Source organism: Rhodanobacter sp. G1, from assembly GCF_055397855.1.
The window spans coordinates 1-22,193 of record NZ_AP039674.1; the positions used below are offsets into that span (position 1 = coordinate 1).

The window sequence follows — 22,193 nt, forward strand, 5'->3', positions numbered from 1 at the left end:
GCCATGTGGATGGTTTGTGGATGATGCGCCAATGCCTGCTGCTAGACTTGTCGATCCACCCTGCGCGCAAGCGCTCCCAAGCCTGTGGACGAGAGACTTCATGAGTGAGTTGTGGCGGCGCTGCCTGGAGCGTCTGGAAGGCGAGTTGAGCGCCGAGGATCTGCACACCTGGCTGATGCCGTTGCAGGCCCGCGAGGACGAAACCGGGCTATCCCTGTTCGCTCCCAACCCCTATACCCTGGAAACGGTGCGCGAGCGCTACCTGCCGCAGATCGGCGCGTTGCTGGCCCAGCTGGCCGGCCGCGAGCTGCCGGTGCGGCTGGACGTGGGCTCCAGCGCGCCGCGCCAGCCGGCCAAGCCGGTCGCCAAGACCACCGGCGCCGGCGTGGCCGAGCCCGCCCCGGCGCCGGCCTTCAGCCACAATCTCGACCCGCACTACACCTTCGAGACCTTCGTCGAGGGCAAGTCCAACCAGCTGGGCAAGGCCGCTGCGATGCAGGTGGCGCAGAACCCCGGCCGCGCCTACAACCCGCTGCTGCTGTACGGCGGCACCGGCCTCGGCAAGACTCACCTGATGCACGCCGCCGGCAACCTGATGCGGCAGCACAACCCGAGCTGCAAGGTGTTGTACCTGCGCTCGGAGCAGTTCGTGGGCGCGATGATCGAAGCGCTGCGCACCAAGAGCATGGATCAGTTCAAGCTGCGCTTCCGCTCGGTGGACGCGCTGCTGATCGACGACATCCAGTTCTTCGCCGGCAAGGACACCACGCAGGAGGAGTTCTTCCACACCTTCAACGCGCTGTTCGAGTCCAAGCAGCAGATCATCCTCACCTGCGACCGCTACCCCAAGGAAGTGGACAAGCTGGAGCCGCGGCTGAAGTCGCGCCTGGGCTGGGGCCTTTCCGTGGCGATCGAGCCGCCGGATTTCGAGACGCGCGCGGCGATCCTGCTCTCCAAGGCGCAGGACAAGGGCGTGGCGGTGGACGAGCACGTGGCGATGCTGCTGGCCAAGCGCATCCGCTCCAACGTGCGCGACCTCGAGGGCGCGCTGAACACGCTGGCGGCGCGCGCGAACTTCTACGGCAAGCCGATTACCACCGACTTCGCCGAGGAAACCCTGCGCGACCTGCTGGCTACCCATGCGCAAGCGGTAACGGTGCCGAACATCCAGAAGATGGTGGCCGAGTACTTCAACATCCGTTTGCAGGATCTGCTTTCCACGCGCCGCGTGCGCTCGCTGGCTCGGCCGCGGCAGATCGCGATGGCGCTTTCCAAGGAACTGACCGACCACAGCCTGCCCGAGATCGGCGAGGCCTTCGGTGGCCGTGACCACACCACGGTGCTGCATGCCTGCCGCACGATCAAGAAACTGTGCGAAGCCGACACCCGCATGCGGCAAGACTGGGAACAGCTGATCCGGATCCTTACCGGTTGAGTTTTTCCGCAGGCGAAGGCACAAGTTCTTGATAAGCTGGGCGGGAAGCTGTGGATAATGCGTGGATGGACGAGGCGGTAAAGTTATCCACATTCCGCCCACCTGCAGGCCACCGCTTTCCGCACATTCGAAAAATCAAACAAGTCTTTGATTCAAAATGGTTAAACGGCGAAATAAAGTTATCCACGCCGTCTACAGCAACTACCAACTTTCTTTTAAAGACAGAACAGCAGGCATAGGGGACGCGCAGACATGCAATTCAGCATCCAACGGGAAGCTCTGCTCAAGCCACTTCAGCAGGTCGTGGGCGTGGTGGAACGCCGTCAAACCCTACCGGTTCTGGCCAACCTGCTGGTCAAGGTCGTCGATGGCCAGCTCTCGCTGACCGGCACGGATCTGGAGGTGGAGATGATCGCCACTTCCACGGCCGACAAACTGGTCGACGGCGAGATCACCATCCCCGCGCGCAAGTTCTTCGACATCGTGCGCGCACTGCCGGATGGTGCCACCGTCGAGCTCAAGCTCAATGGCGATCGCGTCGCCCTGAATGCCGGGCGCAGCCGGTTCACCTTGACGACCCTGCCCGCCAGCGAGTTTCCCACCATCGACTCGATCGAACTGGTGGAAAAAGTCAGCCTGCCGGAAGAAGCCCTGCGCGACCTGATGGAACGTACGGCGTTCGCCATGGCGAACCAGGACGTGCGCTACTACCTGAACGGCATGCTGCTGGATCTGCAGGAGCACAGCCTGCGCTGCGTGGCCACCGACGGCCACCGCCTCGCGATGAAGGAAACCAGCCTGGCGACTTCGGTGAAGGCGCGGCGGCAGATCATCATTCCGCGCAAGGGCGTCAACGAACTGGTCGGCCTGCTGGAACCGGGCGATGGCGAAGTGGAACTGGAATTCGGCCGCAATCACCTGCGCGTGCGCCGCGGTGGCGTCACCTTCACTTCCAAGCTGATCGACGGCCGTTTCCCCGATTACGAGGCGGTGATTCCGCTGGGTGCGGACAAGACCGCCACGCTGGATCGCGAAGTGCTGCGCGGCGCACTGCAGCGCGCCGCGATCCTTTCCAACGAGAAGTACCGCGGCGTGAAGCTAGAGCTGTCGCCGGGCAAGCTGCGCATCGTGGCCCACAACCCCGAGCAGGAAGAGGCGGTGGAAGAAGTCGAAGCCGATACCCACGTTTCCGATCTCGCCGTGGGTTTCAACGTGGGTTATCTGCTGGATGCGCTCTCCGCGCTGCGCGGCGAACAGGCCCGTTTGAGCCTGCGTGATGCGCAGTCCAGCTGCCTCGTGCAGGAACACGACAGCGAGCAGGCCCGTCACGTCATCATGCCTTTGCGCCTCTGACGCATGCCGCTCGGCAGGCTAGGTAAAAACGAGCAACGCCGGAGTTGTCGCCAGACGCTCCGGCGTTCTTGCTTTGGGATTCCGTGGGCATGAGGTTGGAACGCCTACGCATCCAGGCTCTGCGCTGCCTGCATGAAGCCGATCTGGCGCTCGCGCCCGGCATCAACGTCTTCGTGGGCGCCAACGGGGCAGGCAAGACCAGTGTGCTGGAAGCGGTCTTCCTGCTGTCGCACGCGCGTTCGTTCCGTAGCGGCGCCCGGGAAGCCCTGCTGGCGCGTGGCGCACCGCGTTTGTCGGTGTTCGCGGAATTGCGTCAGCCGAATGATCGGCTGCTGCGGCTGGGCCTGGGGCGTGAGGCCTCCCGGTGGGAAGCCCGCGTGGAAGGCGAGGGGGCCAGCCTGGGCGAATTGATTGCCGAATGTGCTGTTACGTGCTTCGAGCCGGGTTCGCATGCACTGATCGCCGGAGCCGCCGACGAACGTCGTCGCTTTCTCGATTGGGGCGTGTTCCACGTGGAACACCGCTTTCTGGATGGCTGGCGCCGCTATCAACGCGCCTTGAAACAGCGCAACAGTCTGCTGCGCAGTGGCGTCGAACCCGGTTCATCGCTGTACGCACCGTGGGAAACCGAGCTGGCCAGCCTGGCTGATTGGATCGACGGCTTGCGCCAGGATTATCTGGAGCGCCTGCGTCCCTGCCTGCACGCCTGCGTGAACAGCCTGCTGCCCGAGCTTGGCGAGCCGGAGCTTCGCTATCGCCGCGGCTGGGCCGAAGAAAAGAATCTACGCGAGCAACTGGAAGCACAACGTGGCAAAGACCTTGCCCGTGGTCATACCAGCTTGGGCGCACATCGCGCGGACTGGTCGTTGGCTTTCGATCATGCGCCACAGCGGGAGCATCTTTCCCGCGGGCAGGAAAAACTTGTCGCACTGGGCTGCATGCTGGCGCAGGCAAGGCTCTATGCCGACCAGCACGGCGACTGGCCGATCATCTGCCTGGACGACCTCGCTTCCGAGCTGGACGAGGCGCATCAGGCCGCGGTGATCGCCCAGCTGGCCGAAAGCGGGGCACAGGTGCTGGTAACCGGTACGAGCCTTCCCGAACCCTTGCGTGGGCTGCCCCACCGCATGTTCCACGTGGAACAGGGCTACCTGACACCCCTGCTATAATCAGGGATTGCGCCGCGGCTCAACGATTTGCACGCCGCGTCTGCCGCACCTCCAGGAACCGTCGGAAGCCGCATGAACGAACCCACCAACGACTCGCAGTACGACTCCAGCAACATCAAGGTGCTGAAAGGCCTGGAAGCGGTTCGCAAGCGCCCCGGCATGTACATCGGCGACGTGGGCGATGGCACCGGACTGCACCACATGGTGTTCGAGGTGGTGGACAACTCCATCGACGAGGCGCTGGCCGGATTCTGCGATCGCGTGACCGTGACCATCCTCGACGATGGCTCGGTCGGCGTCACCGACAACGGCCGTGGCATTCCGGTGGACACGCATCCGGAAGAGGGCCGTTCCACCGCCGAGGTGGTGATGACGGTGCTGCATGCCGGCGGCAAGTTCGACGACGACAAGATTTCCGGCGGCCTGCACGGCGTGGGCGTGTCGGTGGTGAACGCACTCAGCGACCACCTGTGGCTCACGATCTGCCGCGACGGCCACGAATACCAGCAGGAATACGTGCTGGGCGAGCCGCTCTATCCGCTGAAGGAAGTCGGCCCTTCGGACAAGCGCGGCACCACCGTGCGTTTCCTGCCCAGTCCGCAGGTCTTCAAGCTGACCGAGTTCCACTACGACGTGCTGGCCCGTCGCCTGCGCGAGCTGGCCTTCCTCAATTCCGGCGTCCACATCGAATTGCGGGACGAGCGCGGGGAAGGGCGGCACGACACCTACGTCTACAAAGGCGGCATCCGCTCCTTCGTGCAGCACCTTGCCCAGCTCAAGACGGCGCTGCATCCGAACGTGATCAGCCTGTACGCCCAGCAGGACAAGATCAGCGTGGAAGTGGCGATGCAGTGGACCGACTCGTACAACGAGACGATGTTCTGCTTCACCAACAACATCCCGCAGCGCGACGGCGGCACCCATCTCACCGGCTTCCGCGTGGCGCTCACCCGTGCACTCACCGGCTACATCGAGAAGGAAGGCCTGGCCAAGAACGCCAAGGTCGCGCTCTCCGGCGACGACATGCGCGAAGGCATGATCGCCGTGCTCTCGGTGAAGGTGCCCGGCCCGCAATTCTCCTCGCAGACCAAGGACAAGCTGGTCTCCTCCGAGGTGAAGACGGTGGTGGAGCAGGCGGTCTACGAGAAGCTCAGCGAATTCCTGCTGGAACATCCCAACGAAGCCCGGGCCATCGCCTCCAAGGTGGTGGACGCCGCGCGTGCCCGTGAGGCCGCGCGCAAGGCGCGCGAGATGACCCGCCGCAAGGGCGCGCTGGACATCGCCGGCCTGCCCGGCAAGCTGGCCGACTGCCAGGAAAAGGATCCGGCGCTGTGCGAACTATTCCTGGTCGAGGGCGACTCCGCCGGCGGTTCGGCCAAGCAGGGCCGCAACCGCAAGACCCAGGCCGTGCTGCCGCTCAAGGGCAAGATCCTCAATGTCGAAAAGGCCCGCTTCGACAAGATGCTGTCCTCCGCCGAAGTCGGCACGCTGATCACCGCGCTGGGCACCGGCATCGGCAAGGAGGACTACAACCCGGACAAGCTGCGCTACCACCACATCATCATCATGACCGACGCGGACGTGGACGGCTCGCACATCCGCACCCTGCTGCTCACCTTTTTCTACCGCCAGATGCCCGATCTGATCGAGCGCGGCCACGTCTACATCGGCCTGCCGCCGCTGTACAAGCTGAAGCAGGGCAAGCAGGAGCTGTACCTGAAGGACGATGCGGCACTCAACGCCTACCTGATCTCCAACGCGGTGGACAACGCCGAACTGGTGGCCGATCCGGCGGCGCCCGCCATCACCGGCGAAGCGCTGGAAAAGCTGCTGCGCGATTACCAGGCCGCGCTGGATCAGATCGAGCGCCTCGGCCACCGCTTCGACACCAGCGTGCTGTCGGCATTGCTGGAGCACACGCCGATCAGCCCGGAACTGTGGGCCGATGCCGACGCCATGCGGAACTGGCTAGACGGCATCGCCACCCGCCTTGCCGCCAGCGGCCTGGGCAAGCCGCGCTACAAGCTGTCGCTGCGCCCAGCGCAGGGCGAGCATCCGGCAGCCATCGAGGTGGTGCGCGAGCAGCACGGCCTCAGCCATACCCTGCTGCTGCCGCAACCGTTCTTCGCCGGAGCGGAATTCCGGCCCATCCTGCACGTGAGCCAGCAACTGGCCGGGCTGATCCAGGCCGAAGCCGTGGTTCGCCGCGGCAATGCCTCGCGCGGCGTCGTCCGTTTCGCCGACGTGCGCAGCTGGCTGCTGGATGAAGCCAAGAAGGGCCGCACCATCCAGCGCTTCAAGGGTCTGGGCGAAATGAATCCCGAGCAGCTGTGGGAAACCACGGTGAACCCGGAAACCCGCCGCATGCTGCAGGTGGGCATCGAGGATGCGTTCGCCGCCGACCAGATGTTCTCCATGCTGATGGGCGAGGCGGTCGAGCCGCGTCGCGACTTCATCGAGGCCAACGCGCTCAAGGTCGCCAACCTCGATATCTGAGCCGGTATTGCGCCGTCATGATTCACGCCGCCGCGCAATGCGGCGGCGTATGGATGATTTATTCACAAGCCCTTGATTTGAAAGGCACTTTGTTGCCGCGCTGCAACTTGTCATTCACACGCCGCTCAGGGTAGTCTCAGCGATCCCCTACGCATGATGCATCGCGTAAAAAACTCCCGATATCCGAGGATCGCCATGAAGCACACGCCCTTGTTCACGATGCTGGCCGGCGCCGCATTGGCGTTCACCATCGCAGCGGCACCTGTCCATGCGGCCGATGCCTCGAAGGACAAGCCGGCAGCGCTGTATCCGAACGCCACGCGCGCCGAGCCGAAGCTCGACCTGACCAGCTCGAAGGAGCAGAAGGCGCTCAACGAAGGCCTGGACGCGGTGAACAGCGGCGACAAGGCCAAGGCCCAGCAACTGCTGCAGCCCATCATCGACAACAGCAAGAGCAAGTACGCGCAAGCCATCGCGCTGCAGGGCTTGGCCAACGTGTCCTACAACGCGGGCGACATCAAGGGTGCGATCCCGCTGCTGCAGAAGGCGCTCGACGACGGCGTGATGCCGAACGACACCTACTTCCAGCTGATGTACGAGCTGGCCCAGATGTATGCCGCCGACCAGCAGTACCAGACCTCGCTGGATACGCTCGCCAAGTGGCGCGCCGAAGGCAAGCGCGAAACCGCGGAGTCCTACGGACTCGCCGGCATGGACTACTACCGCCTCGAGAAATACCCGGAGGCGATCGCCGCCATCCAGAAGGCCAAGTCGCTCACCGACAAGCCGCAAGACTCCTGGAACCAGATCCTGATGGCCAGCTACGCCGAATCCGGCCAGGGCGGCGACGCGGCAAAGATGGCGCAGGCCGAGTACGAGAAGAATCCCACCGACAGCAGCATGCTGCACAACGCCAGCGCCGTCCTGTTGCAGCAGCAGGATTACGCCGGCGCGATCAAGGTGCTCGAAGAGGGCCGCGCGAACGGTGCGCTGAAGGACGAAGGCGACTGGGTCAACCTGGTCAAGGCCTACCTGCTGCAGGCGCAGAACGGCGGCGACACCAAGAGCGGCAGCGCCAAGGCGCTGGCCGTATTCGACGACGGCGTGGCCAAGGGCGCGATCAAGCCCAGCGCGGACAACTACAAGCTGGCCGGCGACGCCGCCATGATCGGCGAGAACGACGCCAAGGCCATCGGGTACTACCAGAAGGGTTCGCCCCTGGCCACCGACGGCGAAGTGGACGTGTCGCTGGGCGCCGCTTATTTCCAGGATCAGAAGTTCTCCGACGCCCGCAAGTACCTCACCCAGGGCATCGCCAAGGGCGTCAAGCACAAGGGCCGTGCCTACATGATGCTTGCGGAGTCGGATCGCCAGCTCAAGGACAAGCCGGCTGCGATCGCGGCGATGAAACAAGCCGCGCAGGATCCCGAAACCGCCAGCAAGGCCAAGGACTGGCTGCGCAAGAGCGGCAAGTAACCGGCGCACAAGGACACGGTAGATGGACGTCCATTCACCTGCCTCGCAAGCGCTATACAAAAGCCAGACGCTGTTGTACCGTTGAAACCTTCCCTGCGTAACCCCAGCGGCCTGTTTCGTCCATATGCCAGACGGAACATGCCGGGCCTGCGGCGACGCTTTCTCCGTCCCAGCTCCAGATAGTGACAGATGGCCTCTAGTACCGAAGACACAGAACGCGAAGAGGGGTTCAGTTGGAAACGAACCCTGGCGTTGGCATTCGCCGTTGGTCTGCACGCCTTCGCGTTTCTCATCCTGCTCGCGCCCATGGCGCCTCCGGGCCAGAAGCACGCGAAGAAAGAACAGATCGTGCAGGTGAACTTCATCGAGCCGCCGCCGCCGCCACCGCCACCGCCGCCGCCGCCGCCGGAGCCGCCGAAGCAGCCGCCGCCGAAGATCATCAAGCAGGTGGTTCCGCCGCCGACCCCGCCGCCGCCGGCACCGCCGCCGCCGGTGGAAGAGGTGTCGCAGAACGCGGTCGCAGCGGCGCCACCGGCGCCGCCGGCGCCGCCGGCGCCGCCGACCGATATCGCCGCGGGTTCGGATCTCAGCTACAACAGCCGGATCACGCCGCGCTATCCGCCGCAGGCCATTCGCCAACGCCATGAGGGCACGGTGATCCTGTTGATCCTCGTGGGCACCGACGGTGCGCCGAAGGACATCAAGATCGACAAGTCCAGCGGATACCACGAACTTGACCGCGCGGCGATCGAAACGGCACAGAAGTGGCGCTTCAATCCCGAGGTCAAGAATGGCCAGAAAGTGGAAGGCTACGCACGCGTTCCGGTCACCTTCAATCTCAACAGCTTGTAATTCCCCAGTTCACGCTTGACTTCCCAAGGGTAGCGTTATGTTCCTACAGACTCCTGCAACGACCGATGCCGCCCAGGTGGCCGGCAACTCCAACGCCGAAGCCATGAAGCAGATGGGCTTCGCCAACCTCGTCCAGAACTTCAACTGGGTGGGCTGGGTGGTGTTCATCACCCTCGTGGTGATGTCCTTCCTGTCGTGGTACTTCATCATCGCCAACGCCATCCGCAACTCGATGGTGCGCGGCCGCGCCGACAAGGTCATCAACGGCTTCTGGAGCAACGGCTCCACGCAGGACGCCATCCGTGAGCTGGAAGCCCAGCCCAAGGGCGAACCCTTCTCCAAGATCGCGCTGGACGCCGCCTCGGCGGTGGCCCACCACCAGCAGGCCAACAAGGGCGGCCTGGCCGAGTCGCTGACCCGTTCCGAGTTCGTCGACCGCGCCCTGCGCCAGGCCGTGGCCCGCGAGAGCCTGCGCCTCGAAGGCGGCCAGACCCTGCTCGCCACCGTGGGCTCGTCGGCTCCGTTCGTCGGCCTGCTCGGTACCGTGATGGGCATCTACGGCGCGCTGACCGGCATCGCCGCCAGCGGCAACGCCTCGATGACCGCCGTGGCCGGCCCGGTGGGTGAAGCGCTGATCATGACCGCCATCGGTCTGGGCGCCGCCATCCCGGCGCTGCTCGCGTTCAACTTCTTCAACCGCTCGAACCGCATCATCTTCGCCCGCTTCGACGAGTTCGCGCACGACCTGCACGACTTCTTCGCGACCGGTTCGCGCGTCGAAGGCAAGTGAGGGCCTGACCCATGGCAATGAGCGTCGGAGGCAATACCGGCGGTCCGGTTTCGGAAATCAACGTCACGCCGCTTGCGGACGTGATGTTGGTGCTGCTGATCATCTTCATGATCACGGCACCGCTGATGTCCCACACGGTCACGATCACGGTGCCGGTTGCGGCGCCGAAGAGCGATGAGACGAAGATCGAGACGCCGCCGCTGGATCTGGCCATCAAGGAAGACGGCTCGATGTACCTGCAGGATCAGCCGGTCAGCGAAACGCAGTTGAAGTCCCAGTTGGCGGTGGCCGCGCAGAAGTCGCCCCAGCCGGAACTGCAGATCCGCGCCGACAAGGGCATCCAGTGGAAGACGGTGTTCAAGGCCATCAGCGATGCCAAGGGGCAGGGCATGGTGCACGTCGGCTTCATGACGTCCGCCCCTGCAGCGAAGGAGTAACGAGTCATGGCTTTCTCCACCAACAGCACGGGCGGCCCGATGGCCGACATCAACATCACGCCGCTGATCGACGTGATGCTGGTGCTGCTGATCATCTTCATGGTGACCGCACCGATTCCGCTGCTGAAGATCAAGATCGACCTGCCGCAACCGAACCCGAACCAGATCCCGCCGACCAATCCGCCGGAACCGATCAACCTCAAGATCGACCAGTCGGGCGCGTTCTACTGGAACGATACGCCGGTTGACGAGCTGGGCCTCAAGGCGCAGTTCGCGGTGATCGCCCAGCAGACCAACCAGCCGGAAATCCAGATCAAGGCGGCCAACGACACGGCCTACCAGTACGTGGCCACCGTGCTGGCGGACGCCAAGCAGTACAACCTGGTCAAGATCGGATTCACCGACAGCGACCAGTAAACCGCAACGGCCGCAATCGCGTTACCCGCGCCAACCCCCGCCCAGTGCGGGGGTTGGCGTTTGTGGGATCAGGTAGGCACGTAACGCATCCGCTGTGCGATGGCCTCGCCGCGGCGAAGCCGTGCAGGGGGCAGGCTCCTAGCGCAGGATCTGCAGGTAATTGCGCACCGTGGTGGCCAGTCCCTCGTATAAGGCCTCGCCGATCAGTGCATGGCCGATCGACACTTCGGCCAGCCCCGGGATCGCGGCCTTGAACGTACCGAGGTTCGCCTGGCTGAGGTCGTGGCCCGCGTTCACGGCAAGGCCGGCCTGCTGCGCCAGCCGCGCGGTCGCGGCGCAATCCGCCAGTACCGCGTCCGGCTCGCCCTCGGCGAAGGCTTCGGCGTAGGGGCCGGTATAGATTTCGACGCGCTGCACGCCGATGGCTTTCGCCGCCGCGAAGTCCTGCGGGCCGGCGTCCACGAACAGGCTGACGCGGCAGCCGATGGCGTTGAGCTCGTCCACCAGCGGGCGCAGCCGCTCGATGTCGCGCGGCAACTCGAAACCGTGATCGGAGGTGATCTGGCCGTCGCTGTCGGGCACCAGGGTCACCTGGGTCGGGCGCACCTCGCGGGCGAGTTGGATCAGGCCGGGATACTCGCCACGCGGCGCGGCAAAGGGATTGCCCTCGATGTTGTATTCGACGCGACCGCGCAACATCGCGGCCAGCGCGCGCACGTCGTCGGGGCGCACGTGGCGCATGTCCGGCCGCGGATGCACGGTGATGCCGCCGCAGCCGTTCTCGATGCAGGTCTGCGCGGCGCGGCAGATGTCGGGCTCGCCGCCGCCGCGCGAATTGCGCAGCACGGCGATCTTGTTGAGGTTGACGCTGAGCAGGGTCATGCCGGCGATCCGTCACGAAAGGAGAAACGCAACACTGCCGCGATCATCCGCCGTCGGCAAGCGTGAACAGGCGGATGCGGCGCGGCGGGCCGCGCCAGGCCAGGGCGGCGAACGCGTCGGCGCCCGCATCCAGCGTGTGCAATTGCCACGCGTCCGGTTCGTCGCCATCCAGCCGGCGCAGCACGAGCCGGCCCGCGTCGCGGCGAAACGCCAGCTTGTCCAGGCCGAACGCGATGCCGCGCCCCAGTGCCTTCAGCACCGCCTCGTGCGCTGTCCACAGTTCGAGGAAGGCGGCGCTGCGTTCGCCTTCGCCCAGCGCGCCCAGCCATGCCGCCTCTTCGGCGGTGAAGAAGCGCCGGGCGATCTCCAGCGCGTTCGCGCGTTCGCGCCGGCGCTCCAGGTCGATGCCCGGCGAGAGCCCTTGCGCCAGCGCCACCAGCGCCTGCTCGCCGCTGTGCGACCAGTTGAAGTCGAACGCGTTGCCGTGCACCGCATCCAGCGCGGGTCGGCCGTGCTCGCCTGCCACCAGCCGCACGTCCGCCGCGTCGATGCCGAGATGGCGCGCGAGCAGCGCCAGCAGCGGTTGCCGCTTGGCGCCGTGCGGGCGGTTCAGACGCCAGACCTGAATCTCGTCAGCCCGCAGGGGCTCTGCTACTTTCGCGGGCAGGAATCCGTCGATGCTGTGCATGCGTGCATGCTGACGGACAGGCGCCGCCGCGCACAAGCGCACGGCCGGCAACGTCGTTGGGTGGGGAGGTCGCGTGATCGCCGGCTGGCTGCTGCTGCTCGTCGCCTTGCTCTACGTGGGCTTGCTGTACGGCGTGGCCTGGGCGGGCGACCGGCGTCCGCTGTACCCGCGCCAGCCGCGCTTGCGGCCCATCGTCTACTCGCTGGCGCTGGCGGTGTACTGCTCGTCGTGGACGTTCTACGGCGCGGTGGGCACGGCCGCGCGCGACGGGCTGGGCTACCTGCCGATCTACCTCGGCCCGGTGCTGCTGTTCGTGTTCGGCTTCGGCCTGCTGCGCCGGCTGGTGCAGGTGGCGCAGCAGCGCAACATCACCTCGATCGCCGATTTCATCGGCGCGCGCTTCGGCAAATCGCACGGCCTGGCCGCCCTGGTGGCGCTCATCGCGGTGGTGGCGGTGCTGCCGTACATCGCCCTGCAGCTGAAGGCGGTGGCGATGTCGTTTGCGGTGCTGGGCGGCCGCGCGCCAGGCCCGGGCGGCGCCATGGCGGCGGATCCGGCGCTATGGTGCGCGGGCCTGCTCGCGGCGTTCGCCATCCTGTTCGGCACGCGCAGCATCGATGCCACCGAACATCACCACGGCCTGATGCTGGCGATCGCGCTGGAATCGCTGATCAAGCTGGTGACGTTCGTGGCGCTGGCCCTGTTTGCCGTGCGCCACGGCCCCGGCCTGGCGGCGACCATGAACATGCCGTCCGAACATCCGGGGCAGGGCATCACGGCGGGCTTCGCCGTGCAGACCCTGCTGGCGTTCTTCGCGATGTTCTGCCTGCCGCGGCAATTCCAGATCGGCGTGGTCGAATGCGAGGACGCGCGCGACCTGCATCGCGCACGCTGGATGTTCCCGCTGTACATGCTGGCCATCATCCTGGCGGTGCCGCCGATCGTGGCCGCCGGCGCGCAATTGCCCGCGGTGCGCGACGGCCTGCCCGACGCCTGGGTGCTCAACCTGCCGCTGGCGCTGGGCAGCCACGGCATGGCGATGCTGGCCTTCGTGGGCGGTTTCTCCGCGGCCACCGGCATGACCATCGTGGCGGCGGTGGCGCTGTCGACGATGATCAGCAACGACCTGGTGATGCCGGCGCTGCTGCGCGTGCGCCGCCTGCGGCTGGAACACCGCAGCGACCTCTCGCAGCTGGTGTTGCGCGTGCGCCGCGTGGCCATCGTGGCGCTGGCGGCATTGGCCTACGGCTATTACCGCGAGGTGGCCGACACCGAGAACCTCGCCGCCACCGGCCTGCTCGCGTTCGCGGCGGTGGTGCAGCTGGCGCCGGCCATCGTGGCCGCGCTGTACTGGCGCGGCGCCAGCCGGCGCGGCGTGGTCATCGGGTTGCTGGCCGGCTTCGCGGTGTGGGCGTGGATCCTGCTGCTGCCGGCGATGCTGCACGTGGGAAGCTGGCGGCAGGGCGGCTCGCTGGGTCTGGACTGGCTGCGGCTCCGCTACGGCAGCGACGATCCCTTGCTGATCGGCACGACGTGGTCGCTGCTGGTCAACGTCGGCTGCCTGGTATTCGTCTCGCTGCGCTGGCGGCCGACGCTGGAAGAACGCCTGCACGCGGCGCTGTTCGTCGCCCCGTATTCGGCCAGCCGCGATGGCGTGGGCGACTGGCGCGGCCGCGTGGCCGCCGCTGACCTGCGCACCATCGCCACGCGCATCGTGGGCCAGCGCGGCACCGAGCGCGCGTTCGCGGAATACGCGCAGCTGCGCGGCAAACCGCTGCTGCCGGGCGAAGCGGCCGACCGCGCGCTGATCCAGCACACCGAACGCCTGCTCGCCGGCGCGGTGGGCGCGGCCAGCGCGCGGCGCATCCTGATGGGTGCGCTGTCTGGCTCGGGGCTGGACATCGCCGAGTCGATGGCGCTGATGGACGAGGCGTCGCAGGAGCTGCGCTTCAACCGCGCGCTGCTTTCCTCCACGCTGGAAAACGTCACGCAGGGCATCAGCGTGGTCGATGCCGAGATGCGCGTGGTGGCGTGGAACCGGCGTTACCTGGAGCTGTTCGGCTACCCCGACGGCATGGTCTACGTGGGCGTGCCGGTGGCCGAGCTGATCCGCCGGAACGCCGAGCATGGCGAATGCGGCCCCGGCGAGGCGGACGCGCATGTGGCCAAGCGCCTCGCCCACCTGCGCGCCGGCACGCCGCACGTGTTCCAGCGCGTGCGCGCGGACGGCAGCACCATCGAGATGCGCGGCCGCGCGCTGCCCGGCGGCGGCTACGTCACCACCTACACCGACGTCACCGCGTACAAGCGCGCCGAGCAGGCGCTGATCGAGGCGAACGAGACGCTGGAGCAGCGCGTGGAGCAGCGCACCGCCGAACTGAGCGAGGCGCTGGCCGCCACCGCGCAGGCGCAGCGCACCGCCGAGGCGGCGAATGCCTCCAAGACGCGTTTCCTCGCCGCCGCCAGCCACGACCTGCTGCAGCCGCTCAACGCCGCGCGCCTGTTCACCTCCGCGCTGCGCCAGCAGCCGGGGCTGGATGCCGAGGCGCTGCAACTGGCCGAGCGCATCGACGCCTCCTTCCGCGCCGCCGAGGATCTGCTCGACGCCCTGCTCGATACCTCGCGCCTGGACACGGGCACCTACCGGCCGGAGATCGCCGACTTCGCGCTGGCCGAGTTGTTCGATTCGCTGCAGAGCCAGTTCGCGGCGCTGGCCGAGCAGCGCGGCCTGCGCCTGCGCGTGGCGCCCAGCAAGCTCGCCGTGCGCAGCGACCCGCAACTGCTGCGCCGCGTGCTGCAGAACTTCCTCTCCAACGCCTTGCGCTACACGCGCCGCGGCGGCGTGCTGCTGGGCGCGCGCCGGCACGGCGGCGAAGTGCGCATCGAGGTGTGGGACAGCGGCCCCGGCATCCCCGCCGAACAGTGCGCGCGCATCTTCGGCGAGTTCCAGCGGCTGGAGCAGCCCTCGCCGTGGGGCGAGAAGGGCCTGGGCCTGGGCCTGTCGATCTGCGACCGTATCGCCGCGATGCTCGACCACCGGCTCGACCTGCATTCGCGTCCCGGCCACGGCAGCTGCTTCGCGGTGATCGTGCCGCGCGCTGCCGCCGCGCCCGCGCGCCGGCAGGGCATGCGCCGCGCCAGCAGCGGCGGCGACGAACAGCTGCCGCTCACCGTGCTGTGCCTGGACGACGACGCGGCCATCCTCGACGGCATGCGCATCCTGCTGGGCCGCTGGGGCGTGGACTGCCGCACCGCGCGCGACGTGGACGCCGCCGCCGCCGAACTGCGGCGCGGCGCGGTGGATCTGATCCTCGCCGACTACCACCTCGCCGATGGCGCCGATGGCGCCGACGGCCTGCAGGCCTTGCAGCAGCTGCGCGCCGCCTGCGATCCGTTGCCGCCCGCCGCGCTCATCACCGCCGACGGCAGCAGCGAGCTCAAGCAGCGTGCGCGTGCGCTGGGCTATCCGGTGCTGCACAAGCCGGTGCGGCCCGCCGCGTTGCGCGCGCTGCTCACCGCGCGGCTACGGCAATAGCCATAAAGCCTGCTCGCGCGCTCCTCGTTGGCCCAGCGGATTCTTTCTCGTCATTCCGGCGCAGGCCGGACAAGCGCGAAGCGCGCAGAACGCCCGCAGGGCGGCCCCGAAGGGGCGAGCGAAGCGAGTCATCCAGTGGCCATGCGGCCTGAGCGAACATGGTCGCTACTGGATCCCGGCCTGCGCCGGGATGACGGTCTGGATAGGTGGTCGTTATCGGAAATGAAGTCGCCTTCTCGCAATGCTTCGTGCAAGCGGCGCGGGCCTTCATCCTTCGACACCATCCCCGGATTATTCCGGACAAGCAGTGAGCTTTCGCTGGGATGACGCTTCCAGGCTCTAAAGCGGCAGTTCGCTGCGCCCCATCAGGTATTCGTCCACCGCGTGCGCGCACTGGCGTCCTTCGCGGATCGCCCACACCACCAGCGACTGGCCACGGCGCATGTCGCCGGCGGCGAACACCTTGTCCACGCTGGTGCGGTAGCCGGCCTGGCCGTCGGTGGCGGCCTTGGCGTTGCCGCGCGCGTCCTTGTCCACGCCGAAGGCATCGAGCACCTTGGCGCGCGGCGCAGTGAAGCCCATCGCCAGCAGCACCAGCTCGGCGCGCACCTCGAACTCGCTGCCGGCGACCTCGCTCATCCTGCCGTCCTTCCACTCCAGCCGCACCGCGGTGAGGCTCTGCACGCGGCCGTGCTCGTCGGCGTTGAAGCGCTTGGTGGCCACGCTCCAGTCGCGCTGGCAGCCTTCCTCGTGCGAGCTGGAGGTGCGCAGGCGCAGCGGCCAGTACGGCCAGGTGAGCGGCTTGTCCTCCTGCTTCGGCGGCTGCGGCAGCAGCTCGAACTGGGTCACCGCGGCGGCGCCGTGGCGGTTGGAGGTGCCCACGCAGTCCGAGCCGGTGTCGCCGCCGCCGATCACCACCACGTGCTTGCCGGTGGCGAGGGTCTGTGCGTCCAGCGTGTCGCCGGCGTTGACGCGGTTCTGCTGCGGCAGGAAGTCCATCGCGTAATGCACGCCGGCCAGCTCACGGCCGGGCACCGGCAGGTCGCGCGGCGTCTCCGCGCCGCCGGCGATCACCACCGCGTCGAATTCGCGCTTGAGTTCCGCGGGCGTGACGCTTTCGCGCTGGCCGATGCCGCCGGCGTCGTGCGGGTTGCCCACGTAGACGCCGGTGCGGAACGCCACGCCCTCGGCGCGCAACTGTTCGACGCGGCGGTCGATGTGGCTCTTCTCCAGCTTGAAGTCGGGGATGCCGTAGCGCAGCAGGCCGCCGATGCGGTCGTTCTTCTCGAACACGACGACGGCGTGGCCGGCGCGCGCGAGCTGCTGGGCGCAGGCGAGGCCGGCGGGGCCGGAGCCGACCACGGCCACGCGCTTGCCGGTGAGCCGCGCGGGCGGCTGCGGCAGCACCCAGCCTTCCTCCCAGCCCTTGTCGATGATCTTGTGCTCGATCGACTTGATGCCCACCGCGTCGCCGGCGATGTTCAGCGTGCAGGCCGCCTCGCAGGGCGCGGGGCAGATGCGGCCGGTGAACTCGGGGAAGTTGTTGGTGGAGTGCAGCGAGTCCAGCGCGCGCTTCCAGTCGCCGCGGTACACCAGGTCGTTGAAGTCCGGGATGATGTTGTTGACCGGACAGCCGCTGTGGCAGAACGGGATGCCGCAGTCCATGCAGCGCGCGGCCTGCTTCTGCGCGTCGTCGTTGTCGAGCTGGCGCACGAACTCGCGCCAGTGGCGCTTGCGTTCGGCGGGCGCCTCGACGGGTTCCGCCAGGCGGTCGATTTCGAGAAAGCCGGTGATCTTGCCCATCGTCGCGTCTCCTCAGGCCGTGGCGGTGGCAGGGGTGGTCGTGCCGCTGCCGCTGTGGGCGGCGGCCAGCGCGCGCCGGTACTCGTGCGGCATCACCTTCACGAAGCGGCCGCGCGCGTTGGGCCAGTCGGCCAGGATCTCCTTGGCGCGGAAGCTGCCGGTGTGGCGGAAGTGCGCCTCCAGCAACTGGCGCAGGATCGCCTCGTCGGTGGCGGGCGCCGCGCCGCGCGCGGGGTGGTGCCATTGCGCGCGCGGGATGCGCACCTCCTGCTCCACGCCGGCGAGCACCGGTTCCAGCGCCACCATGGCGAGGTTGCAGCGCGCCTCGAACTGTTGTTTCGGGTCGTACACGTAGGCCACGCCGCCGGACATGCCGGCTGCGAAGTTGCGCCCGGTTTCGCCCAGCACCAGCACGGTGCCGCCGGTCATGTATTCGCAGCCGTGGTCGCCGGTGCCTTCCACCACCGCGCGCGCGCCGGAGTTGCGCACCGCGAAGCGCTCGCCGGCCACGCCGTTGAAGAACGCCTCGCCGTCGGTGGCGCCGTACAGCACGGTATTGCCGGCGATGATGTGCTCGGGGCCGAAGCCGTGGAAGTCGTTGGGCGAGCGCACCACGATGCGGCCGCCGGAGAGGCCCTTGCCCACGTAGTCGTTGGCCTCGCCCACCAGGTCGAGCGCGATGCCGCGCGCGAGGAAGGCGCCGAAGCTCTGCCCGGCGGTGCCGGAGAGCTGCACGTGGATGGTGTCGTCGGGCAAGCCTTCGTGGCCGTGGCGCCGCGCCACCTCGCCGGAGAGCATCGCGCCCACGCTGCGATGGATGTTGCGCACGTCGACGATGAAGCGGGTCTTCTCGCCGCGTTCCAGCGCGGGTGCGGACTTCTCGATCAGCACGTGGTCGAGCGTGTGCGAGAGGCCGTGGTCCTGTTCCTCCACGTGCCTGCGCGCCACGCTGCCGGGCAGCTCGGGGCGGTGGAACACGCGGCTGAAATCCAGCCCCTTGGCCTTCCAGTGTTCGATGCCGGCGCGGGTATCGAGCAGGTCGGCGCGGCCCACCAGTTCCTCGAAGCGGCGCACGCCGAGCTGCGCCATGAGCCTGCGCACTTCCTCGGCCACGAAGAAGAAGTAGTTCACCACGTGCTCGGGCTTGCCGGTGAAGCGGCGGCGCAGCACCGGATCCTGCGTGGCCACGCCGGTGGGGCAGGTGTTGAGGTGGCACTTGCGCATCATGATGCAGCCTTCCACCACCAGCGGCGCGGTGGCAAAGCCGAACTCGTCGGCGCCGAGCAGGGCGCCGATCACCACGTCGCGGCCGGTCTTCATCTGGCCGTCGGCCTGCACGCGGATGCGTCCGCGCAGGCGGTTCAGCACCAGGGTCTGCTGCGTTTCCGCCAGGCCCAGTTCCCACGGCGAGCCGGCATGGCGGATCGACGACCACGGCGAGGCGCCGGTGCCGCCGTCGTGGCCGGCGATCACCACGTGGTCGGCCTTGCACTTGGCCACGCCCGCGGCCACCGTGCCCACGCCGATTTCCGACACCAGCTTCACCGAGATCGAGGCCTGCGGGTTGCAGTTCTTCAGGTCGTGGATGAGCTGGGCCAGATCCTCGATGGAGTAGATGTCGTGGTGCGGCGGCGGCGAGATCAGGCCCACGCCGGGCACCGAGAAGCGCAGCTGCGCGATGTACTCCGACACCTTGTGGCCGGGCAGCTGGCCGCCTTCGCCGGGCTTGGCGCCCTGCGCCACCTTGATCTGGATCTGGTCGGCGGAGACGAGATAGGCCGCGGTGACGCCGAAGCGGCCCGAGGCCACCTGCTTGATGCGCGAGCGCAGCGAGTCACCGGCCTTGAGCGGCAGGTCGCGTTCGACGTGCTGCCGGCCGATGATGCCGGCCAGCGTATCGCCGTCCTTGATCGCTTCGCCCTTCAGCTCGGCGCGGTAGCGCGCCGGATCCTCGCCGCCCTCGCCGGTGTTGCTCTTGCCGCCGATGCGGTTCATCGCCAGCGCCAGCGTGGTGTGCGCCTCGGTGGAGATCGAGCCCAGCGACATCGCGCCGGTGGCGAAGCGCTTCACGATCTCCTTGGCCGGCTCCACCTCGTCCAGCGGCACCGGCGTGGCCTGGTCGAAGCGGAACTCGAACAGGCCGCGCAGGGTGAGGTGGCGGCGGCTCTGGTCGTTGATGAGGCGCGCGTATTCCTCGTAGGTGGCCGCGTTGTTGGCGCGGGTGGCGTGCTGCAGCTTGGCGATGGCGTCGGGCGTCCACAGGTGCTCTTCGCCGCGCACGCGCCAGGCGTAGTCGCCGCCGTCGGCCAGCGCGCCTTCCAGCACCGGGTCGGTGCCCCAGGCGGCGGCGTGCACGCGCAGCGCTTCCTCCGCCACCTCGAACAGGCCGATGCCCTCGATGTTGCTGGCGGTGCCGGTGAAGTACTTGTCCACCAGCTCGCGCGACAGGCCCACGGCCTCGAAGATCTGCGCGCCGGTGTAGGACATGTAGGTGGAGATGCCCATCTTGGACATCACCTTCTGCAGGCCCTTGTCGATCGCCTTGACGTAGTTGGCGATGGCCTTCTCCGCCGTGACGCCGCCGGGCGCCTTGGCGTGGTGCGCCGCCAGCGTCTCCATCGCCAGGTAGGGATGCACCGCCTCGGCGCCGTAGCCGGCGAGCAGGGCGAAGTGGTGCACCTCGCGCGCGGAACCGGTTTCCACCACCAGGCCGGTGGAGGTGCGCAGGCCGCGCTCCACCAGGTGCTGGTGCACCGCCGAGGTGGCGAGCAGGGCGGGGATCGCCACGCGCGCGCGATCGGCGAGGCGGTCGGACACCACCAGGATGTTGTGGCCCTGCTTGATCGCGTCCACCGCCTGCGCGCACAGCGAGGCGAGCCGCGCCTCGATGCCGGCCTTGCCCCAGCGCGCGGGGTAGGTGATGTCCAGCGTGTGGCTGCGGAACTTGCCCTTGGAGTAGCGGCCGATCTTGCGGATCTTCGCCATCTCGGCGAAGCCCAGCACCGGCTGCTGCACTTCCAGGCGCAGCGGCGGGTTGACGTTGTTGATGTCGAGCAGGTTGGGCTTGGGCCCGATGAAGGACACCAGCGACATCACCAGGTATTCGCGGATCGGGTCGATCGCCGGGTTGGTGACCTGGGCGAAGGTCTGGCGGAAATAGCTGTAGAGCGGCTTGGCCTGGTCGGACAGCACCGCCAGCGGCGCGTCGTTGCCCATCGAGCCGATCGCTTCCTCGCCGTTCTGCGCCATCGGCAGCAGCTGGAACTTCAGGTCTTCCGCGGTGTAGCCGAAGGCCTGCTGGCGGTCGAGCAGGTGTTCGCCCACCGGCGGCTCGGGCGGCGCGTCGGGCAGGTCGTCGAGCCGGATGCGGATGCGCTCGATCCATTGCTTGTACGGCCGCGCATTGGCGAGCTGGGACTTCAGCTCGGCGTCGTCGATGATGCGGCCGGCCTCCATGTCGATCAGCAGCATCTTGCCCGGCTGCAGGCGCCACTTCTTCACGATGCTGGCCTCGGGCACCGGCAGCACGCCGGCCTCGGAGGCGAGGATGACGAGGTCGTCGTCGGTGACCAGGTAGCGCGCCGGGCGCAGGCCGTTGCGATCCAGCGTGGCGCCCACCTGGCGGCCGTCGGTGAAGGCGATCGCGGCGGGGCCGTCCCACGGCTCCATCATCGCCGCGTGGTACTCGTAGAACGCGCGCTGGTTGTCGTCCATCAGCGTGTGCTTCTCCCACGCCTCCGGGATCATCATCATCATCGCGTGGGCCAGCGGATAGCCGGCCATGGTGAGCAGTTCCAGGCAGTTGTCGAACGAGGCGGTGTCGCTCTGGCCGGGGTAGATCAGCGGCCACAGCTTGGGCAGGTCGTCGCCCAGCACCGGCGAGGCGATCGCGCCGGTGCGCGCGTTCAGCCAGTTCACGTTGCCCTTCACCGTGTTGATCTCGCCGTTGTGCGCGACCATGCGGTACGGGTGGGCCAGCTCCCACGCGGGGAAGGTGTTGGTGGAGAAGCGCTGGTGCACCAGCGCCAGCGCCGAGACGGCGCGCGGGTCGGCCAGGTCCTTGTAGTAGCGGCCCACCTGGCCGGCCAGCAGCAGGCCCTTGTAGACCACGGTGCGCGTGGACAGCGAGGGCACGAAGTATTCCTGGCCGTGCTTCAGGCCCAGCGCGCGGATCGCGTGGCTGGAGGTCTTGCGGATCACGTAGAGCTTGCGCTCCAGCGCGTCGGGCACCATCACGTCGGGGCCGCGGCCGATGAAGATCTGGCGGATCACCGGCTCGCGCGCCTTCACCGTCGGCGACATCGGCATCTCGGTGTCCACCCGCACGTCGCGCCAGCCAAGCACCAGCTGGCCCTCGGCCTGCACCTTGCGCTCCAGCTCCTGCTCGCAGGCCAGCCGCGAGGCTTCCTCCTTGGGCAGGAAGACCATGCCCACGCCGTACTCGCCGGATGGCGGCAAGGTCACGCCCTGCAGCGCCATCTCCTCGCGGTAGAGCTGGTCGGGGATCTGGATCAGGATGCCGGCGCCGTCGCCCATCAGCGGGTCGGCGCCCACCGCGCCGCGGTGGTCGAGGTTGCGCAGGATCGCCATGCCCTGCTCGATGATGGCGTGGCTTTTTCGCCCCTTGATGTGCGCGACGAAGCCGACGCCGCAGGCGTCGTGCTCATGGCGTGGGTCGTACAGGCCCTGCGCGTGCGGCTGGCTCATCGTGGGTCTCCGGGGGCGTCGTTCCGAATATACTGCACTGCAGCAATAGCGCAAGCGGGCCGTGCCCGCAAGCCTCTTTGCGCAGATGTATGGACGTTTATATGTCTAAACGTCCGTGCCTGTCACTCGGAAAGTTTCGGAGGTCGCCGTCCA

14 protein-coding genes are annotated in these 22,193 nt (G+C 67.6%); 10 read left to right on the forward strand and 4 right to left on the reverse strand.

Translation table 11 applies throughout. From position 1 onward, the window contains the following. Positions 1-100: 100 nt before the first annotated feature. The 9 genes from dnaA (at position 101) to ACZ5Z2_RS00045 (ending at position 10,425) form a co-directional block, all read left to right on the forward strand. The gene (dnaA, locus tag ACZ5Z2_RS00005) at positions 101-1,435 is read left to right on the forward strand and encodes a chromosomal replication initiator protein DnaA (RefSeq protein ID WP_464759936.1); all 1,335 of its coding nucleotides are present in this window, start codon (positions 101-103) and stop codon (positions 1,433-1,435) included. Positions 1,436-1,687: 252 nt separating this feature from the next. Continuing rightward, positions 1,688-2,788 (forward strand): DNA polymerase III subunit beta, encoded by a 1,101-nt coding sequence (gene dnaN / locus ACZ5Z2_RS00010; RefSeq protein ID WP_464759937.1) that lies wholly within the window; start codon positions 1,688-1,690, stop codon positions 2,786-2,788. 89 nt (positions 2,789-2,877) lie between these two features. Next, on the forward strand, positions 2,878-3,957 hold the full coding sequence (recF, locus tag ACZ5Z2_RS00015; RefSeq protein ID WP_464759938.1) for a DNA replication/repair protein RecF: 1,080 nt from the start codon (positions 2,878-2,880) through the stop codon (positions 3,955-3,957). A gap of 72 nt (positions 3,958-4,029) precedes the next feature. Continuing rightward, positions 4,030-6,453, forward strand: a complete 2,424-nt coding sequence (gene gyrB, locus ACZ5Z2_RS00020) for a DNA topoisomerase (ATP-hydrolyzing) subunit B (protein ID WP_464759939.1) — start codon at positions 4,030-4,032, stop codon at positions 6,451-6,453. A 195-nt stretch (positions 6,454-6,648) separates the two neighbouring features. Next, positions 6,649-7,929: a tetratricopeptide repeat protein gene (locus ACZ5Z2_RS00025; RefSeq protein ID WP_464759940.1), complete on the forward strand. Its 1,281-nt coding sequence runs from the start codon at positions 6,649-6,651 to the stop codon at positions 7,927-7,929. Between the two features lie 189 nt (positions 7,930-8,118). Continuing rightward, entirely contained in the window at positions 8,119-8,781 is a 663-nt protein-coding gene (locus ACZ5Z2_RS00030; RefSeq protein ID WP_464759941.1) for an energy transducer TonB, read from the forward strand. A 37-nt stretch (positions 8,782-8,818) separates the two neighbouring features. Continuing rightward, positions 8,819-9,571 carry a MotA/TolQ/ExbB proton channel family protein gene (locus tag ACZ5Z2_RS00035; protein WP_464759942.1) on the forward strand — a complete coding sequence of 251 codons (753 nt, stop codon included), beginning with the start codon at positions 8,819-8,821 and terminating at the stop codon, positions 9,569-9,571. Positions 9,572-9,582: 11 nt separating this feature from the next. Continuing rightward, complete coding sequence (locus ACZ5Z2_RS00040) at positions 9,583-10,008, forward strand: ExbD/TolR family protein (protein ID WP_464759943.1); 426 nt, start codon at positions 9,583-9,585, stop codon at positions 10,006-10,008. A 6-nt stretch (positions 10,009-10,014) separates the two neighbouring features. Next, the gene (locus ACZ5Z2_RS00045; RefSeq protein ID WP_464759944.1) at positions 10,015-10,425 is read left to right on the forward strand and encodes an ExbD/TolR family protein; all 411 of its coding nucleotides are present in this window, start codon (positions 10,015-10,017) and stop codon (positions 10,423-10,425) included. Between the two features lie 138 nt (positions 10,426-10,563). On the opposite strand, the gene ACZ5Z2_RS00050 is transcribed toward ACZ5Z2_RS00045, so the two are convergent. Both ACZ5Z2_RS00050 and ACZ5Z2_RS00055 read right to left on the reverse strand, forming a co-directional pair. Continuing rightward, positions 10,564-11,307 (reverse strand): pyridoxine 5'-phosphate synthase, encoded by a 744-nt coding sequence (locus ACZ5Z2_RS00050; RefSeq protein ID WP_464759945.1) that lies wholly within the window; start codon positions 11,305-11,307, stop codon positions 10,564-10,566. A 43-nt stretch (positions 11,308-11,350) separates the two neighbouring features. Further along, positions 11,351-11,995 (reverse strand): 4'-phosphopantetheinyl transferase family protein, encoded by a 645-nt coding sequence (locus ACZ5Z2_RS00055; RefSeq protein ID WP_464759946.1) that lies wholly within the window; start codon positions 11,993-11,995, stop codon positions 11,351-11,353. Positions 11,996-12,068: 73 nt separating this feature from the next. On the opposite strand from ACZ5Z2_RS00055, the gene ACZ5Z2_RS00060 reads away from it, so the two are divergent. Then, positions 12,069-15,530 (forward strand): PAS domain-containing hybrid sensor histidine kinase/response regulator, encoded by a 3,462-nt coding sequence (locus ACZ5Z2_RS00060; RefSeq protein WP_464759947.1) that lies wholly within the window; start codon positions 12,069-12,071, stop codon positions 15,528-15,530. A gap of 339 nt (positions 15,531-15,869) precedes the next feature. On the opposite strand, the gene ACZ5Z2_RS00065 is transcribed toward ACZ5Z2_RS00060, so the two are convergent. Together ACZ5Z2_RS00065 and ACZ5Z2_RS00070 are read right to left on the reverse strand one after the other, a co-directional pair. Continuing rightward, positions 15,870-17,333: a glutamate synthase subunit beta gene (locus tag ACZ5Z2_RS00065; protein ID WP_464759948.1), complete on the reverse strand. Its 1,464-nt coding sequence runs from the start codon at positions 17,331-17,333 to the stop codon at positions 15,870-15,872. 12 nt (positions 17,334-17,345) lie between these two features. Further along, positions 17,346-22,040 carry a glutamate synthase-related protein gene (locus ACZ5Z2_RS00070; protein ID WP_464759949.1) on the reverse strand — a complete coding sequence of 1,565 codons (4,695 nt, stop codon included), beginning with the start codon at positions 22,038-22,040 and terminating at the stop codon, positions 17,346-17,348. Between the last annotated feature and the right edge of the window lie 153 nt (positions 22,041-22,193).

What these genes read in the sequence shown, in the direction of transcription:
- dnaN (WP_464759937.1), top strand. Translation starts at nt 1,688, where the DNA reads ATGCAATTCAGCATCCAACGGGAAGCTCTGCTCAAGCCACTTCAGCAG.
- ACZ5Z2_RS00025 (WP_464759940.1), top strand. Translation starts at nt 6,649, where the DNA reads ATGAAGCACACGCCCTTGTTCACGATGCTGGCCGGCGCCGCATTGGCG.
- ACZ5Z2_RS00050 (WP_464759945.1), bottom strand. Translation starts at nt 11,307, where the DNA reads ATGACCCTGCTCAGCGTCAACCTCAACAAGATCGCCGTGCTGCGCAAT.
- ACZ5Z2_RS00040 (WP_464759943.1), top strand. Translation starts at nt 9,583, where the DNA reads ATGGCAATGAGCGTCGGAGGCAATACCGGCGGTCCGGTTTCGGAAATC.
- ACZ5Z2_RS00035 (WP_464759942.1), top strand. Translation starts at nt 8,819, where the DNA reads ATGTTCCTACAGACTCCTGCAACGACCGATGCCGCCCAGGTGGCCGGC.
- gyrB (WP_464759939.1), top strand. Translation starts at nt 4,030, where the DNA reads ATGAACGAACCCACCAACGACTCGCAGTACGACTCCAGCAACATCAAG.
- ACZ5Z2_RS00065 (WP_464759948.1), bottom strand. Translation starts at nt 17,333, where the DNA reads ATGGGCAAGATCACCGGCTTTCTCGAAATCGACCGCCTGGCGGAACCC.
- ACZ5Z2_RS00070 (WP_464759949.1), bottom strand. Translation starts at nt 22,040, where the DNA reads ATGAGCCAGCCGCACGCGCAGGGCCTGTACGACCCACGCCATGAGCAC.
- ACZ5Z2_RS00045 (WP_464759944.1), top strand. Translation starts at nt 10,015, where the DNA reads ATGGCTTTCTCCACCAACAGCACGGGCGGCCCGATGGCCGACATCAAC.
- recF (WP_464759938.1), top strand. Translation starts at nt 2,878, where the DNA reads ATGAGGTTGGAACGCCTACGCATCCAGGCTCTGCGCTGCCTGCATGAA.
- dnaA (WP_464759936.1), top strand. Translation starts at nt 101, where the DNA reads ATGAGTGAGTTGTGGCGGCGCTGCCTGGAGCGTCTGGAAGGCGAGTTG.
- ACZ5Z2_RS00030 (WP_464759941.1), top strand. Translation starts at nt 8,119, where the DNA reads ATGGCCTCTAGTACCGAAGACACAGAACGCGAAGAGGGGTTCAGTTGG.
- ACZ5Z2_RS00055 (WP_464759946.1), bottom strand. Translation starts at nt 11,995, where the DNA reads ATGCACAGCATCGACGGATTCCTGCCCGCGAAAGTAGCAGAGCCCCTG.